Annotated in this window: 17 protein-coding genes; 9 read left to right on the forward strand and 8 right to left on the reverse strand. The window is 36.5% G+C overall.

Annotated elements, in window-relative coordinates; translation table 11 throughout:
- Window positions 1-56: 56 nt before the first annotated feature.
- The gene (gene dnaJ / locus IV86_RS02740) at window positions 57-1,181 is read left to right on the forward strand and encodes a molecular chaperone DnaJ (protein WP_002833625.1); all 1,125 of its coding nucleotides are present in this window, start codon (window positions 57-59) and stop codon (window positions 1,179-1,181) included.
- 103 nt (window positions 1,182-1,284) lie between these two features.
- On the opposite strand, the gene IV86_RS02745 is transcribed toward dnaJ, so the two are convergent.
- A complete protein-coding gene (locus IV86_RS02745) occupies window positions 1,285-1,512 on the reverse strand; it encodes a DUF378 domain-containing protein (RefSeq protein WP_002833626.1) in 228 nt (75 codons plus the stop codon).
- Between the two features lie 128 nt (window positions 1,513-1,640).
- Window positions 1,641-2,111 carry a TspO/MBR family protein gene (locus IV86_RS02750; RefSeq protein ID WP_002833627.1) on the reverse strand — a complete coding sequence of 157 codons (471 nt, stop codon included), beginning with the start codon at window positions 2,109-2,111 and terminating at the stop codon, window positions 1,641-1,643.
- Between the two features lie 236 nt (window positions 2,112-2,347).
- Here IV86_RS02750 and IV86_RS02755 point away from each other — a divergent pair, with 236 nt between their 5' ends.
- The 5 genes from IV86_RS02755 to IV86_RS02775 all read left to right on the forward strand — a co-directional run bounded on the left by IV86_RS02755 (window position 2,348) and on the right by IV86_RS02775 (window position 4,894).
- Complete coding sequence (locus IV86_RS02755; protein WP_002833628.1) at window positions 2,348-2,830, forward strand: QueT transporter family protein; 483 nt, start codon at window positions 2,348-2,350, stop codon at window positions 2,828-2,830.
- Window positions 2,831-2,846: 16 nt separating this feature from the next.
- A complete protein-coding gene (locus tag IV86_RS02760; RefSeq protein ID WP_002833629.1) occupies window positions 2,847-3,068 on the forward strand; it encodes a DUF2829 domain-containing protein in 222 nt (73 codons plus the stop codon).
- Window positions 3,069-3,809 (forward strand): 3-oxoacyl-ACP reductase, encoded by a 741-nt coding sequence (locus IV86_RS02765; protein ID WP_002833630.1) that lies wholly within the window; start codon window positions 3,069-3,071, stop codon window positions 3,807-3,809.
- Between the two features lie 123 nt (window positions 3,810-3,932).
- The gene (locus tag IV86_RS02770; protein ID WP_002833631.1) at window positions 3,933-4,454 is read left to right on the forward strand and encodes a DUF4373 domain-containing protein; all 522 of its coding nucleotides are present in this window, start codon (window positions 3,933-3,935) and stop codon (window positions 4,452-4,454) included.
- A 191-nt stretch (window positions 4,455-4,645) separates the two neighbouring features.
- Window positions 4,646-4,894, forward strand: coding sequence for a GlsB/YeaQ/YmgE family stress response membrane protein (locus IV86_RS02775; RefSeq protein WP_002833632.1), 249 nt, complete (start codon window positions 4,646-4,648; stop codon window positions 4,892-4,894).
- 122 nt (window positions 4,895-5,016) lie between these two features.
- On the opposite strand, the gene IV86_RS02780 is transcribed toward IV86_RS02775, so the two are convergent.
- The 3 genes from IV86_RS02780 to lepA form a co-directional block, all read right to left on the reverse strand.
- Window positions 5,017-5,817 carry a manganese catalase gene (locus tag IV86_RS02780; protein WP_002833633.1) on the reverse strand — a complete coding sequence of 267 codons (801 nt, stop codon included), beginning with the start codon at window positions 5,815-5,817 and terminating at the stop codon, window positions 5,017-5,019.
- A gap of 501 nt (window positions 5,818-6,318) precedes the next feature.
- Complete coding sequence (locus tag IV86_RS08755; protein ID WP_029257935.1) at window positions 6,319-6,552, reverse strand: hypothetical protein; 234 nt, start codon at window positions 6,550-6,552, stop codon at window positions 6,319-6,321.
- A 1,218-nt stretch (window positions 6,553-7,770) separates the two neighbouring features.
- Window positions 7,771-9,612, reverse strand: a complete 1,842-nt coding sequence (lepA, locus tag IV86_RS02790; RefSeq protein ID WP_002833634.1) for a translation elongation factor 4 — start codon at window positions 9,610-9,612, stop codon at window positions 7,771-7,773.
- Window positions 9,613-9,837: 225 nt separating this feature from the next.
- Here lepA and IV86_RS02795 point away from each other — a divergent pair, with 225 nt between their 5' ends.
- Window positions 9,838-10,446 carry a hypothetical protein gene (locus IV86_RS02795; RefSeq protein ID WP_056979336.1) on the forward strand — a complete coding sequence of 203 codons (609 nt, stop codon included), beginning with the start codon at window positions 9,838-9,840 and terminating at the stop codon, window positions 10,444-10,446.
- A gap of 39 nt (window positions 10,447-10,485) precedes the next feature.
- On the opposite strand, the gene IV86_RS02800 is transcribed toward IV86_RS02795, so the two are convergent.
- Window positions 10,486-11,586 carry an SLC13 family permease gene (locus IV86_RS02800; protein ID WP_036673057.1) on the reverse strand — a complete coding sequence of 367 codons (1,101 nt, stop codon included), beginning with the start codon at window positions 11,584-11,586 and terminating at the stop codon, window positions 10,486-10,488.
- Between the two features lie 88 nt (window positions 11,587-11,674).
- Entirely contained in the window at window positions 11,675-13,096 is a 1,422-nt protein-coding gene (locus IV86_RS02805; protein WP_133281359.1) for a C69 family dipeptidase, read from the reverse strand.
- Between the two features lie 125 nt (window positions 13,097-13,221).
- Between IV86_RS02805 and IV86_RS02810 the strand changes: the two genes are divergently transcribed.
- A complete protein-coding gene (locus tag IV86_RS02810) occupies window positions 13,222-13,410 on the forward strand; it encodes a 2-hydroxymuconate tautomerase (protein ID WP_002833641.1) in 189 nt (62 codons plus the stop codon).
- A gap of 47 nt (window positions 13,411-13,457) precedes the next feature.
- Here IV86_RS02810 and IV86_RS02815 read toward each other — a convergent pair whose 3' ends face one another.
- On the reverse strand, window positions 13,458-14,270 hold the full coding sequence (locus IV86_RS02815) for a Cof-type HAD-IIB family hydrolase (RefSeq protein ID WP_029257940.1): 813 nt from the start codon (window positions 14,268-14,270) through the stop codon (window positions 13,458-13,460).
- Between the two features lie 177 nt (window positions 14,271-14,447).
- Here IV86_RS02815 and IV86_RS02820 point away from each other — a divergent pair, with 177 nt between their 5' ends.
- The gene (locus tag IV86_RS02820; protein WP_002833643.1) at window positions 14,448-15,824 is read left to right on the forward strand and encodes an RsmB/NOP family class I SAM-dependent RNA methyltransferase; all 1,377 of its coding nucleotides are present in this window, start codon (window positions 14,448-14,450) and stop codon (window positions 15,822-15,824) included.
- Window positions 15,825-15,987 lie beyond the last annotated feature (163 nt).

The following is a 15,987-nucleotide window of genomic DNA, read 5'->3' on the forward strand; positions in this document are numbered from 1 at the left end:
ACCTTTTTGCATGATTATCTGTTAAGATAAGCTAATAGAAATCATGGAGGATGAATATGGCTGCAAATAAAGATTATTATGACATTCTAGGCGTTAGTAAGGATGCGTCTGATGATGAAATTAAGAAGGCCTATCGTAAGCTTTCTAAAAAGTATCATCCAGATATCAATAAAGCACCTGATGCCGAACAGAAGTTTAAAGACGTCAATGAGGCGTATGAAGTCTTAGGTGACTCTCAAAAACGTGCTCAATATGATCAATTTGGTTCAGCTGATCCGAATGCTGGCTTTGGTGGCGGTGGATTTGGCGGCCAAGGTGGTTTTAGTGACTTTGGTGGTGGATTCGAAGATATCTTTGGTTCATTCTTTGGTGGTGGACAACGCCAATCACCAAATCAACCACGCCAGGGAGAAGATTTGCAATACCAAATGAGCCTTAAATTTGAGGAAGCTATCTTTGGTAAGAAGACGACCATCAAGTACTCTCGTGAAGCCCTATGTAAAACTTGTGGTGGATCTGGTGCTAAAGAAGGTACTTCTCCCGTAACTTGTCATAAGTGTAATGGTACGGGTACGATTCAAGTAACCCAAAATACACCACTTGGTAGAATGGTTCGCCAACAAACTTGTGATGTATGTAATGGTACGGGTAAGGAAATTAAAGAAAAATGTCCTACTTGTGGTGGTACAGGTCATACTTCTCAACAACACGAAGTTAAGGTATCGGTTCCTGCTGGGGTTGAAGATGGACAACAAATGCGTCTCCAAGGTCAAGGAGAAGCTGGATTTAATGGAGGCCCTTATGGGGACTTATACATTATTTTCCAAGTTCAACCAAGCGATATGTATGAACGAGATGGTTCAGAAATTTATTACAACCAAACGATTTCATTTGTTCAAGCAGCTTTGGGTGACGAAATTGAAGTACCAACCGTACATGGTAAGGTTAAATTAAAGGTTCCAGCTGGTACTCAAACGGGAACTAACTTCCGTTTGAAAGGCAAGGGAGCCCCACGTTTACGTGGTAATGGAACTGGGGACCAACATGTTAAAGTTAAGGTCACTGTACCTAAGAAGCTTAACAGCGGACAAAAGGAAGCCTTGAAACAATTTGCTAAAGCTAGTGGTGAAGAACCTTCTGGTCATGGTAAGAGTGGTTTCTTTGATAAGTTTATGAATTAGAAAAAAGGCGCGCAAGATTTTTATTCTTGCACGCCTTTTTTGAGTCTAAAAAACGCTATACAAGGTGAGTATGTAGATTACTCATCCATCTATAGCGTTTTTTTTAATAGTTATTATCATTCTTTTTTTCTGGTTGAGCACTAATCAAACCAAAAAATTTAAGACAGTAGATGGCACTAATACCAACTAAAACATATACAATCCTAGAAATGATTGCTGCTTGACCTCCAAAAAGTGTAGCTACTAAATCAAATTGGAAAATACCAACTAATAACCAGTTTAAGCCACCGACAATCAATAGAACAAGTGCGATAACATCTAGTGTTTTCATGGTTGAATCCTCCTTTAGTCTCTTATTTTTGGAACAACTTAATTCTAGCAAAGTTAATTGAATATACCTAAAAATACGCTTACAAGTAAATTAATAATTTTACAATCAAATGATGCAATAACAGAAGGTTAGTTAAGGATGGCTGTTCCTAAGGTTAGGTAAGTAGCAAATAAAATCCAAAGGAAATACGGGATCATTAAGTAGGCTGCCAATTTACTACTCTTATAAAATTCCTTGATACAAAAGAATACTAGTGCGTCTAATACAAGAATGATTAATAGTCCGGTCCAACGACTACTTGCGTTGAAAAATACAATACTCCAAATAAAATTCAAGAAAAGTTGGGCAATAAATAATGTTAGGTTTGTTTTGCGGTAGTTACTTCTAACTGTGAAAATTAGGTAGCCAACGATACCAATCATTAAGTATAAAATTGGCCACACGATACCAAACAAACGATCTGGTGGTGAGAATGGTGGCAAAGTAAAGCTATTATAGATGGCTTTGATGTCACCAGCTAATAATCCAGATAATGAGCCGATTAGTTCTACTCCAACTACCGCAATAATTAATTGAATCCATTTACTTTTGGTTTGCATAAAAATCCCTCCCTTATATTTTGTGAAACCTATCTTATTAAGGTTAGCTTACCAAAAGTAGAGGAGAGAATATAATATTTTGCTTAGGGTAGTGAAATCAAAAATAAAACTAAAGATGACATTCTTTCAACTAAAAGTTAAGATTAAAGGTGTTGATATTAAATTTTATCTGATACCAACACACACGGTGGTTCGAAATATCCTCCCGCCTCAAACTAAAACTAGGAGAGTTACATATGCATAAGATTAATCGAAATATTTCCGCTACGGCCATCATAGCGGCTCTTTACGTGGCCATTACCCTTGCACTAGCACCTATCAGTTTTGGCGTAGTTCAACTGCGACTTTCAGAAATGTTTAACCATTTGGCGGCGTTTAACAAACGCTATATTTTTGCAGTTACGTTAGGGGTCTTGATTGTGAATGTATTTAGTCCATTAGGGCCCATTGATATGCTTTTTGGTACGGCTGGAACCCTAATTGGAACAACGCTAACGTACTTTTGCACACGCAAAGTTACGTCATTGGTTGGTAAATTTACCATTGCGACAATTTGCCAGTTACCGGGGATGTTACTGGTAGACTTAGAAATGCACTTATACAGCAATCTTCCCATGTTTCCGACTTATTGGATATTGGCTGCGGGTGAAATTGCCTCAATGGTAATAGGCGCGTTTTTAATCTACTTAATTTCTACTAAAGTTGACTTATATAAATAAAAAAGAGGTTGAATAAATGACTTTTGAAAAAATATTACCTATTTTAAAAAATAATGGTAAAGCAATTCGTGAACAGTGGGATGGCGATGAAGAATTTATCTTAGTAGTCAAAGATCAAAAATTTAATAATATTCCCATAACTCCTTATATGTTAATTAAAACGACTAGCGAAGGCTATTCTAGCTTCGCACCTACCGTTTGCGACGTGTTGGCAGACGATTGGAAGGTTGTGGATTAATTGGCTAATTATCCTGAGTTAAAGAATAAGTATGTTTTACTTACAGGAGCTAATTCTGGCATTGGGCTTGCTCAAGCTCGCGAATTTTTGGGTCAAGGCGCAAAAGTAATCGGACTCGATTGCAATGTAGATCAAATGCAGCAATTAAAAGTAATATATACGACCAATTTTGGTTATTACCAAGTGGATTTGACTGATGAAAAACAGTTAGATATGGTAATTGATAAGATAAGTAAAGTAGACATTTTATTAAATACAGCTGGGGTACTTGACGATTATCAGCCAATTGAAACTACTTCGATCAATTTATGGCAGAAAATTCTGGCTACAAATGTTACAACAATGTTTAATGTAACTAAAAAGATTTTACCGCTGTTAGCTGAAGGTAGCGTTATTGTTAATATGGCTTCAATTGCTGGAATGGTTGCTGGCGGTGGTGGTATAGCTTACACAACGTCAAAACATGCCGTTATTGGATTTACTAAACAATTAGCACTAGATTTGGCTGAGCGAGGAATTCGAGTGAATGGCATTGCTCCAGGATGTATTGATACACCGATGAATGCAAAAGATTTTGCAAATGGTGGGGAGATGGCTAAGTCTGTCGCTAAAGAAGTGCCTATAAAACGTTGGGCTGGAGCTGAAGAAGTTGCCAGAGTTGCTACATTTTTAGCTAGTAATGGGGCGAGTTACTTACAGGGAACAATTATCCCTGTTGATGGCGGCTGGATCACAAAATAATTTAAAGCTTTTCAACTTTAGTTGGAAAGTTTTTTTGTTAAAAAGTATATTTTTAGTTTACATTTTAGCTTTTAAAACGTTACTAACTATGAGTACATCTTTTTAATCATAGGAGGTGCCTTAATGGCCAGACCAACAAAAGCGGGCTTAGATTATTTTCCATTTGACGTTGATTTTAATGTAAATGAAAAAACGGAAGCTATTATGGGAGAATTTGGAGCTAAAGGAGTTTTAACCACGATTTTTATCTTTTCAGCGATTTATAAAAGGGGATATTTTTTGGAGTGGACACCACTTGTTAAAAATAGCCTTGCAAATCGAATTGATGGAGTTAATAGTAAATTGGTAGAGCAGGTAGTTAACCGCTTGGTTGCTTACGGGACCTTTGATGAGGAACTGTTCAACTCGGCTAAGGTTTTGACAAGCTCACGTATTCAGACCACGTATTTAGAGGCGACTAAAAGAAGAAAAGCGCCAAGACCCACTCTATATTGGTTAGTCGATGAAATTGAGACCGAGATTAATGTTGTCATTAATCCACAAAGTAAAGGAAACAAAAATAAATTAAATCAAAGTAATAAAGACCTTAATTTAATTAAAGGCGGCTGTGTAAATGATCCAATTCCAATGGTAAAACTTACTTAAATTACTAATATGAGATAGAAAAATATTGAACAGCTTTAACACCGTTAGTAACAAAAAGAAACTTAAATGACAAACATCCAGCTTTTATTGTTATAAAATGAAAGTTATAAGGCATAAGGCCTTTTACTTGTTTATATTATTTAGCTTTGATAACATTAATTTTACTTAGTTAGGGAAGGAGGCGTGAACAGATGGGACTTATTTGGACATTGATTGTAGGTGCTATTATTGGTGTTATTGCCGGGGCTCTTACAAGTAAAGACATGCCTGCTGGTTGGATTGGCAATATTGTTGCTGGTTTGGTTGGTTCTTGGCTAGGACAAAGCTTATTGGGTACTTGGGGGCCTTCATTAGCTGGTATGGCTTTAATACCATCAATTATTGGCGCTGTTATTCTAGTAGCTATAGTTTCTTGGATTCTAAAAGCTACACATAAGTAATTAGCTATTTTATATAATATTTTGAGGATGATTCTAAATAGAATCGTCCTTTTTATTTGGATAAAAATTATGAATGATTAATTGTTAGAGCAAATTAAAAAGTACCTTAAAATTTTAATTATTTACCCTTGATCATTGTGTAATTTGGGGTCAGCAGGTTTAATATGTGGGATGCTACTCATAGCTTCAGGATTTTCTTGATATGTGAATTTTTCTCCGTCTCTTGCGATTTGTCCCTCAAAAGCTTTTGAACCATCACCATCTGAAAAATTCATCAGAACATGACTAAATTCACTATGTTCAATGTCTTTCATATCACCAGGCACGATGACTCCATACTTCTCTTCAAGTTCTTCTTGTGCCTTCATAAATTGAAGTTGGTGTTGAGTTTCGCGGGCTAACAGGAACTTCAACATATCACGAATACCTTCATCTTCAGTCATAGAATAGAGTCGGCTGACTTGTAACCTAGCCTCTGATTCTCTGACGACATTAAATCGCATATCAGCAACTAAATTACCACTTGATGTTACATAGTCTGCATTCCATGCTGAGCCATTGGGATTATTTAGGCTAGCATTTAAACCATGAACTAGAGCGTGTTCTGGGTCCATACCTGCCATGGTTACTGCTAATGATGGATCTCTTTTTAAATCTTCAGCACTAAATGGTGCTTCTTCAAGTAAATATCCAATCATTGTTGAAATCATTTCAACATGAGCTATCTCTTCTGTACCAGTATCTAATAATAAATCTTTATATTTTTCATCACCAGTTGATGCCCAACCTTGCGAAAGATATGACATCATCCCTGTAGTTTCCCCCCATTGTCCACCAAGCGCCTCCTGTAAGCGTCTGGCCATGATTGGGTCTGGATGATTTGGTTTGGCATTGTATTGCAGTTTTCTTGTATGTTTAAACATAAAGACACCTCTTTCTTAAGTGAAAAACGAAGTTACATTATATAAAACAACATAGTACAGGAAGAAATATATCATGATTGTTTATTTAAACATAATAATATGTTTTGAAACATATATTCATAATGTTAGCGGGATTAAACGATTATTATTGAGGGACAGTATTAAGCTAAGATTTAAAATGTTTAGAAAATACGGTGAAGGATTTAATTAGAAATACTATTTTGGGGTATAAGTAAGACTTTATAAATTTTACAATATATTCAGATATCGGTTTTTTTAAATTAGATTTTTATAGAGATAAATTTTTAATTCCACTAACGGAATCGAACCGTTGCAAATCGCCAGAGTGGAAAAGTATTACTTTATATTGGACTACTCGTAACAGTTATTAGCATTCACTTCAACTATTTTTACTACTCATATTTAAAGGATTTAGTTGATTTAGTCAGAGATTAAAAAAACACCGTATCAATTACGTTGTTTTAAATGATTATTATTGTCTTAGATTACACGAGGACATTCGTAAAAATCGAAGTTTGGTGAATCAAAGTCAGGACTATATGTACCATCGGATTCTTTTAAAAGTTTATAGTTTGATGATACTTTTAAATTACCGGGCGTTATTTCTGAAACTAATATTAATCCGTTTGAATATTCATGCCTAGCGTATAAACGATTTTTAGATCTATCGATAATATCTACTCGAGGCAACTCGTTCGGAGTATTTATCTTCATTTTTGATGCACCTCCTCAAATAGATATTATACAAGAAAAGATAAAAATGTTTAGTAAAAAAGGTTATTACCAAGAAATTTATTTAATTGGAACTAAAGTAGTAATAAAAATACCGACTAATTTTTTATTTCTGTAACATAGCTCAATATATCCAAGTTTTTCAAGCGAAACTAAAGCTTCAACAAATGTTTGATTATCTAAATTAGAGTGTTGGCGAATTTTAGAAGGATCTACAATAGTAGGTCGTCTCGTATTAGAATTTTCGATTATAGTATGCAGTAAAACATTATAGTAATTGATTGTGAACACCTTCTTTAACTAGAGTATACATGAAATAAGTAAAAATGTAATAGATGACGTATTGTACTTAGGTCAACAATGAAGAGGCTTACAAAAATGAAGAGGAATGTAAAGGGAATACGCAACGAGAGAACAATCCTGATTGGTTATTTAACAAAAAACAAACTAAGTTACGTAATGATTGTTTTAGGAGAAACTAATGATAATTAAACATTAATAAATATTACGAAGATAGTAAATTATATGTCGAGTCTTGGTTACAAATAGATTCTTTTAGAAGAACATATTGTTTTTCTAGAAGAAAAATAAAAATATCCTCGAATTAACTTCGAGAGTACCGCGTAATTTAAAGTTGTCACTTCGATCATTTATTTTCAGGTTTCGGAGTGGGTGGCAATCGATCGCACTTTCGAATATATACGAACTCTGGAAACAAAACCTCCACGAGGCCCAACTTCGTGGCAAGTTCTAGCAGGCTTATTATCAGTTCTTGGTTTGATATTTTCTGAGAACAGGATAGTCAATTTAAAATTGTGAAAATGTATAATGAAGGCAACAGATAGTAGAGTAAGTTTATAAAAGTTTTAAAACGAAAAAATAATTTAAAACCGTCCTGAACACGACGCTAGACCGCTCTTTTTTATGCTCAAAACATCAAGTAAAAGAACAACCTTAGAATGTAAACGAAAGCAGTATAAAAATAAGGTATGTTTGTATAGTAGCTGATTCAAAAGCACTTAAACTACAGGTGTAGGAAAAATAATCGATTACAAAATAAAAGCCTATCTAGTCAAATTAATGATTAGATAGGCTTTTTTGTTTTATATTTATTTTCTGCGAAAACATCTAAAAAATGAGTTATGCAGGAAATTCGCAGAAAAATTAACATTTATGGCATTTTTTCAAACTCAATAATCCTTATTTACCGCCCTTTCCCTCAGTATCAGTTTTCAAAACGGTCATGAAGGCTTCTTGAGGAACTTCAACTTTACCAACGGATTTCATTCGTTTCTTACCACGCTTTTGTTTATCCAGCAATTTAGCACGACGGTCAGGATCACCGGTGTGAATCTTGGAAGTAACATCTTTACGATAAGCTCGAATGTTGGTACGAGCAATGATTTTATTTCCAATTGCAGCTTGGACTGGAATTTCAAAGTTTCGACGAGGGATGATTTCTTTCAGACTAGCGGTAATTTCGTTACCACGTTGTTGCGCGAAGTCACGATGAGAGATGAAACTCAAAGCATCCACTCGTTCGCCATTCAATAAGATATCAATCTTAACCAGGTCGCTAACTTTATATTCACCGAGTTCATAATCGAGCGAAGCATAACCACGAGTGCTAGACTTCAACTTATCAAAGAAATCAAAGATAATTTCTGAAAGGGGAAGGGCATACTTAACGTTCACTCGGTTTTCATCGATGTAATCCATTGTATCGAAAATTCCCCGACGGAATTGCGATAATTCCATTACAGCACCGACATATTCATTAGGGACCATAATACTAGCATTTACGTAAGGCTCTTTAATATTTTTAATGCTAGAAGCATCAGGCATTTCAGAAGGATTTTCAACAATCTTTTCAGACCCATCCGTCATTTCGACGCGGTAGGTAACTGATGGTGCCGTCGTGATTAAGTCGAGGTTGAATTCTCGTTCTAATCGTTCTTGAACCACGTCCATGTGAAGTAGACCTAAGAATCCGCAACGGAAACCAAAACCTAAGGCTTGCGAAGATTCAGGTTCAAATTCCAAGGCGGCATCATTTAGTTGTAGTTTTTCAAGTGCTTCACGTAAGTCATTATATTTAGCATTATCGGTAGGATATAGACCAGAATAAACCATTGGACTCATTTCACGATAACCTTCTAAAGGCTGCGCCGCAGGATTCTTGACCAATGTAACTGTATCACCAACACGAGTATCTTTGATGTCCTTAATGCTGGCCGTTAAGTAACCGACATCCCCAGCCATTAAAAAGTCACGCTTCAAAGGATCAGGAGAGTTAACACCCACTTCGTTAACCTCGTAAACTGAACCGCTATTCATCAACTTAATCTTATCGCCAGGTTTAACCATCCCTTCAAATAAACGAACACTCAAAACAACTCCACGATAATCATCGTATTTCGAGTCGAAAATTAATGCCTGTAAGGGAGCATCTAGGTCACCATCTGGAGCCGGGATTTTTTCAACGATTTGTTCTAGTAATTCGGGAATTCCGATGCCTTGTTTGGCACTAGCCATCACGGCGTCGCTGGCGTCTAAGCCAACTACATTTTCGATTTCATTTTTAACCCGTTCAGGATCTGCAGCAGGTAAGTCAATTTTATTAATAACTGGTACAATTTCCAAATCATCATCGATAGCAAGATAAACGTTAGCCAAAGTTTGTGCTTCCACTCCTTGAGCTGCATCGACCACTAAGACGGCGCCTTCACAGGCGGCCAAGCTACGAGATACTTCATAGGAGAAGTCTACGTGTCCTGGGGTATCGATTAAATGGAAAATATATTTTTCACCATCATTTGCTGTATAGTGTAATTCAACGGCATTTAATTTGATAGTAATTCCACGTTCACGTTCAAGATCCATGGTATCCAGTAATTGATTTTGCATATCGCGCTTAGCAACCGTTTCTGTTAGTTCAAGAATTCGGTCGGCTAACGTGGATTTTCCATGATCTATATGGGCCACAATTGAGAAGTTTCGAATGTGGGCTTGACGATCTTGTAAATCTTTATATTCGTTCATAATAATTTCCTTTTCATAAGTAGTCACTGTATTAAATTATATCAGACCAAACCTTAAAGGTTAAACTAAGCTAAAAAATATTGTAAAAATATATCAATTCATTTTTTGTTAACCGAACTATAAAATATAGTACCGGTTGAGGTTTCTCGGATTATAAATATGCTAAAATAGTAATATGAATTTTTCAGAAATTTAATTTTTAAGTTACAGCGGGGGAGTAAGGTCATGCCTGAAAAAAATCAGCCGGCAGTTGCTACGCAGTCAAGTTCTGCACCAGTAACTAGTAGTTCTAAACCAGCAACTAATAATTCTTCAACATCAACTAAACCGAATAATAGTGGAGCCACCAATTCTAATACAAGCACCTCGGCGAGTCACCAAGCTAGTTCATCAGTGTCAACTAATAGCAACCATGATAAAGCGAATTCGCAAACTAATAGCGAGTCTAGTGCCAAATCTGATAGTACATCTAAGGCTAGTTCACGAGTAAGTAGTAAGCAAAGTACTTATTATTACTACGTTAAACCTAATAGAACAACTAATTCTTATGATAATTATAATAGCGATGATAGTGATGACACGGACGAAGAAGATTCTTCATCGAGCAGCAGTAAGAGCAGTTCGGAAGAAAAAGTTCATAAAGCTAAAAAAAGTCGGATTATTACTACAATTAAATCTGATTCAAATAGTGGTTCAGATATTGAATATCGAAATAGCCATGGTGGGATGATGACTTTCTTAGTAGTTTTGATTCTACTAGTTGGCGGCTATTTTATTTGGAAAAAACGACGTCAAAAACGTCCAACTAGCATTGGTAGACATCAAAAAAAGTAAAATAAAACCTCAAAATTTATAAATTTTGAGGTTTTTTATTTATTCAAAAAAGACAATTAATACCCAACCGACAAGGCCTAAAAGTACCAAACCGACCAAATTTAAAATTGAAAAACGTAACATGAAAGGCTCTGAGTGACGAATACGAAATTGTTTGTAGGCTAACAAATTAGCTAGTGAAGCCACTAGAGTTCCTAATCCACCAATATTAACGCCCAAAAAGAGAGGATAAACGTCATTAGTGAACTTGGAAAGGAGAATGGTGGCAGGTACGTTACTAATAATTTGACTACTAAAAATTGAACTAAGATAGATTGAAGTACTGGATTGTAGTAATTGATGCAGGGTCTGTGTGAGAATCGGATAGCGGCTTAGATTACCCGCTGCCATAAAAAAGAACAGGAAGGTGATTAATAAGCCATAATCTACTTTATCGAACACGTTATGATTAATTAACAGACCTAAACCAATTGCACTAATGAGCATAACCTCAAGAGGCAAGATGGAGAAGACTCCTAACAAGACGATCACGGTAACCAACCCAGCAATGATGGTTTGTTTAAGATTAATTGCAGGAACGTTAATAGTCACACCCTGAAGTGGGGTTTTAGGGACTAAAAGCAAGCAACTAGCTAAAAATAAAAGACTGGTTAAACTGATTGCTAGAGCCATTGTCAACATCTGGATAATGCTCAAATGATAGTAGTTTAGAATAAAGAGATTTTGCGGATTACCCATAGGAGTCAACATACTTCCTAAATTAGCTGCCATGGTAATTAAAATAGTAGGGATAACCAATTTTAGGTGTGCTTTTTCGCTGATAATAAATAAAAGTGGTAGTAAGGTAATAATCGCGACATCGTTGGTTAACAACATGGCACTGAAAAAGGATAGTAAAACCAGCATCCTTACAATTTGGCGAGTGTTGGTGGCTTTTTGAATTAATACACTAGCGGCAAAACTTAATAAATGGAGTTCTTCATAGCATTTAACCACCACCATTAAAGCAAATAGAGCAAAAATGGTTTTCCAATTAATGTCACCTAACTGTAAAGGGCTTAGCAGACAACTAACTAAAAATACGCCCAAGGCAATCCACATGATTTTGTCATGCACAAGTTTATTTATAATAATGTCCAACTCCAGTTCATCGAGGTAATGTAATTTTAATCAGATTTAATTTAAAAACATAAAAAGCGCCTCAGAAGAGACGCTCCTAAACGATTGATTAAAGTTCTTCATTGTGTTGGTAATATAATGGTGATAAGTCGGTTGACTTAGTAATTAAGTTGGCACTTAAGGCTTGAAAAGCCTGAATTGCTGTAGCGCTAATTTCGTTTCCAGCTTGATTTAATAATTCTTCTAGGGCGGTTGTATCGGATAATTCTAAAGCTCGTTGTTCAAAATCATGCAGTTGATTCCGCATTTGAATGTTAACTTTTGAACGAGTTGTATTTAACTCTTTTACGAACTCCTTATAATGCGCATCGGTTAAGACACTAGCCAGTTTGAAAACCCAATAGGCAGAGTCGGCAGTGTAAACTTTAGCTCCATGATGATACATTTCAGGCGTTTCCGACATCCCTGCAAAAAACGGCACATATACACTTTGAGCCGCAACCCCCATGGCTAACCAATGGATTCCACCAACTTCAATAGGTTGATTAGGCTTAATTTGCAAGATGTGAGACTCTTGAGTAGCTGGAAGACTAATAGGACGGAAACGATGTTTTTCAGCTTCTGAGCCTGTTCCAACTGGGTTATATGGCGTTCCTTCATAATGAGAACTTAAAATTTGTTGGACATCTTCAATTTGAATTAATCGGCTGGCCTTACGAATAAATGGTAAGTCATGGCTAACTGGACTTTGGGTAATTTCTGGATTAAGAATCCGCTGTCCTTCCCAAACACGAGGAGTGTTGTAATATTCATCAGAAAGATCATTTAAACCAAAAATGTTTCTGAAATTAAAACTGGTTGGGTTGGGATTTAAATGATGCATTGCAACAAATTGTTTAAGATCAGCCTTAAACATAAAGTTTTCTGGATCTTCAAAATCAACTTCTTGAATAGAAAGTTGGTTAGAAACTACCGCATAACTATCATCTGGAATCCGTTGTGCAACCCACTGGTGTCCACCTGCAGTCTCCATATACCAAACTTCATTAGCGTCGGAGAAAAGAATTCCATTAGTCTCGTTGGTACCATATTTTTCAATGATAGCGCCGAGGTATTTCACGCCTTCCCGAGCAGATTTGATATAGGGCAAAGTAACTGTAACCATTGCCTCTTCACCAATTCCATTTTCAACTAAGGGATCATAACCGAGGACTCGATTATTAGTGTAGGCACTCTCGGTGGCACTCATTGCTACCCCATATTCATTGATACCATCTTCTTCAAACAAGCCGAATTCAGTGGTCCATTCCGGAGTGGCGGTATATTTTCCTCGCACTGGGGGAAGGGACATCGTAAATTGGTTATCACTAGATTTAAATTCAGTATTAGCTGCTTCATCATGAGGATGAACGGTAAAATGCTTGGGCCAAGCTGATTTAGCATCTTCATTTCTCGCAATGATGGTTGATCCATCAGCCGTAGCTGCTTTACCAGCTAAAAAACTTGTACATGCAGAATATTTATTGTCGATAATAAGGACCTTCTTCCGTAAATTACTTAATCATAGTTTATCACACAGAAAAGTACTTTGAATTATTTCTGTTTCATGAGAATATATATATGGGTTTAAATGGATAATTTAAGGAGGAAATAAAGATGCCATTAATTCATATTGATTTAATCGAAGGTCGGAATGAAGACCAACTTCGTGGACTAGTCAAAGACGTTACCGCAGCCGTCGTTAAAAACACGGGGGCTCCAGCAGAACACGTGCATGTTGTGCTAAATGAAATGTCAAAAAATCATTATTCAGTTGCCGGAACTTTAAAGAGCGACGAAAAATAATAAAAAAACTTCAAAATCAACTGAAAGATCAGTGATTTTGAAGTTTTTTATTCGGCTAAACCGAGATATTCATTGAGATACTTTGCAACACCATCTTCGGTATTATCAAATTCAGTAATATCATTAGCAATTCCCTTAATTCGTTCTGTAGCATTTTTCATTGCCACTCCACGTCCTACATAATCTAGCATTTCAGCATCGTTATGTTCATCTCCAAAGGCAATTATATCCTGTCGATCAATATGATAGTAATCTGCTAGGTAGGCCACCGCCTTGGCTTTCTGAATACCTTTAGAAACGATTTCCAGAACACTTTGGGGTCCGCCCCAAACGCCGACAGTAATATATTCACCATAATAGTGTAGTAATTGATTTTTAACTTTTTGAGCACTATTAGGTTCCACTAAAATCGTAATCGAAGTTGGATTAGTTCTTAGCGTTTTTTCGGTTAAAATTTGGTCATTGGAAATTTCATGAGGAAAAAATTCAAATGAAGCGGGAGCCGCATGATCCGCAAAAAATGAATCTTTACTTTCAACCGCAAGTAATTGAATACCGTAGTCATCTTTATGCTTCATCAGATCGTAGACGACCGCTTTGTTGATGGTTCTGGAATATTCACCATCCCATTTTTGGTGAGGAATATGTGTTAAAGCCCCATTAAAATTCGCCATCGGCGTTTTAAGGCTAAGTTCATCGTAAATATCGCGAGCCATGCGATAAGGTCGTCCCGTAACAATGGAAACGATGTGTCCAGCTGCCGTGGCATTTTTGATAGTTTTAATGGTTTGAGGTGAGAGTTGACTACTTGAATTTAAGGTGGTGCCATCTAAATCAAGAGTGATTAATTTTTGATGCATTTGATCGCTCCTTTTACTATTTTCTGTATTACTTATAAGTTAACATGGTTAAATTTAAAAAACTAGAGTACTTTAGGAAGTTAAATGAATTGTTAAGGTGGCTCAACCCGTTTTTTTTCTGTATAATTAAGTCCAGTTTTATGGCGAATGAATAAAGAATAGAAGGAATATTTAAAAATGCAACTACCAGTTGATTTTAAGAAAAAATATGAAAAATTACTTGGGGATCAAGCCGAAGCTTTTTTAGCGAGCTTCGATAATCCTGTTCAAAAGGGATTTCGGATTAATCCGCTTAAATATCACGGACATCTTCATGAACATGCAATGCAACAATCTGTGGGTTATTCAGCTTGGGGCTATTTTGGTAAAGTACGGGGGAAAACCATCGATCATCAAAGTGGACTGGTTTACAGCCAGGAACCAAGTGCCATGCTGGTCGGTGAATTAGCCCATCCTAAACCAGGTCAAAAAGTGTTAGATTTGTGCGCCGCACCAGGTGGAAAGACTACTTATTTAGCTAGTTTCATGGATCAACAAGGGTTATTAGTTTCTAATGAAATCAATCGAGGCCGAGCTAAAATCTTGGCTGAGAACGTTGAACGCTTTGGTATTCAGAATGCAGTGATTTTAAATGAGTCACCTGATCGAATGGAAGATCGTTTTGCCAATTATTTCGATGTGATTGTGGTGGATGCGCCTTGTTCTGGGGAAGGAATGTTTAGAAAAGATCCTGCAGCCATGGAATATTGGAATAAAGATTACCCATCTGAGTGCGCTAATCGCCAAAGAGAAATTTTAAAGAGCGCGATGAAGATGTTGGCCCCTAAGGGAACTTTAGTTTATTCGACGTGTACCTTTGCTCCTGAAGAAGATGAACAAATTATCGCTTGGTTATTAGATAACTACGAAAATCTAGCATTGGTGGATGTCCCTAAACGAGATGACATGGATGCAGGGCGTCCAGAGTGGGCCGACGGCAATCCAGAACTAACCAAGGCGGTACGTTTATTCCCTCATCATTTTCAGGGTGAAGGACATTTTATGGCAAAACTGGTCAACCACGGGATGGAGACGCCCACTGAAAAGCCCCGAGCTAAGAAGAAAAAGAAACAATCAAGCAATTCAAAGTCCCTAAACAAGACCCAGGTGAAATTGTGGGAGACTTTTGCTAAAGCATTTTTGAAAGATTCAAATTATTTCGATTTAGCTCATTTAATGGTTCAAAAAGATCGCTTATATTATCAAAGTGAGCGTTTAGATTTAGAAGGATTAAGGTATATCAAGCCTGGATTAGAGCTGGGAGAATTTAAGAAAAATCGTTTTGAACCCAGCCAGAGCCTTTTAATGGCCCTCCCCGTTGATGAATTCCAACAAGTTGTTAAAATTACAGATGAGGAGTGGCGTCAATATGTGCATGGCGACGTTCTGTCGACAACTACTGCTGGTAAAGGTTGGGTAGCCGTAGCTGTAGATGATACAGTGGTTGGACCTGGTAAGTTAGTACAAGGTACGGTTAAAAACTTCTATCCCAAAGGGTTACGGATGAACTTTTGATTTACTAAAGTGAATAAAAATTAATTTAAAAAATGATCTCTAGAATTAGGACTGGTTAAGCTAATTTTAGGGCTCTTTTTTATTTTTAGCTTTTTAAGATAATACTTTGAAAAACAAATCTCACAATAAAAACGGGGATGAATCATAATTTAATGCTAGGATG

Origin of the sequence: Pediococcus pentosaceus (assembly GCF_001437285.1) — a bacterium.
Lineage (GTDB): Bacteria > Bacillota > Bacilli > Lactobacillales > Lactobacillaceae > Pediococcus > Pediococcus pentosaceus.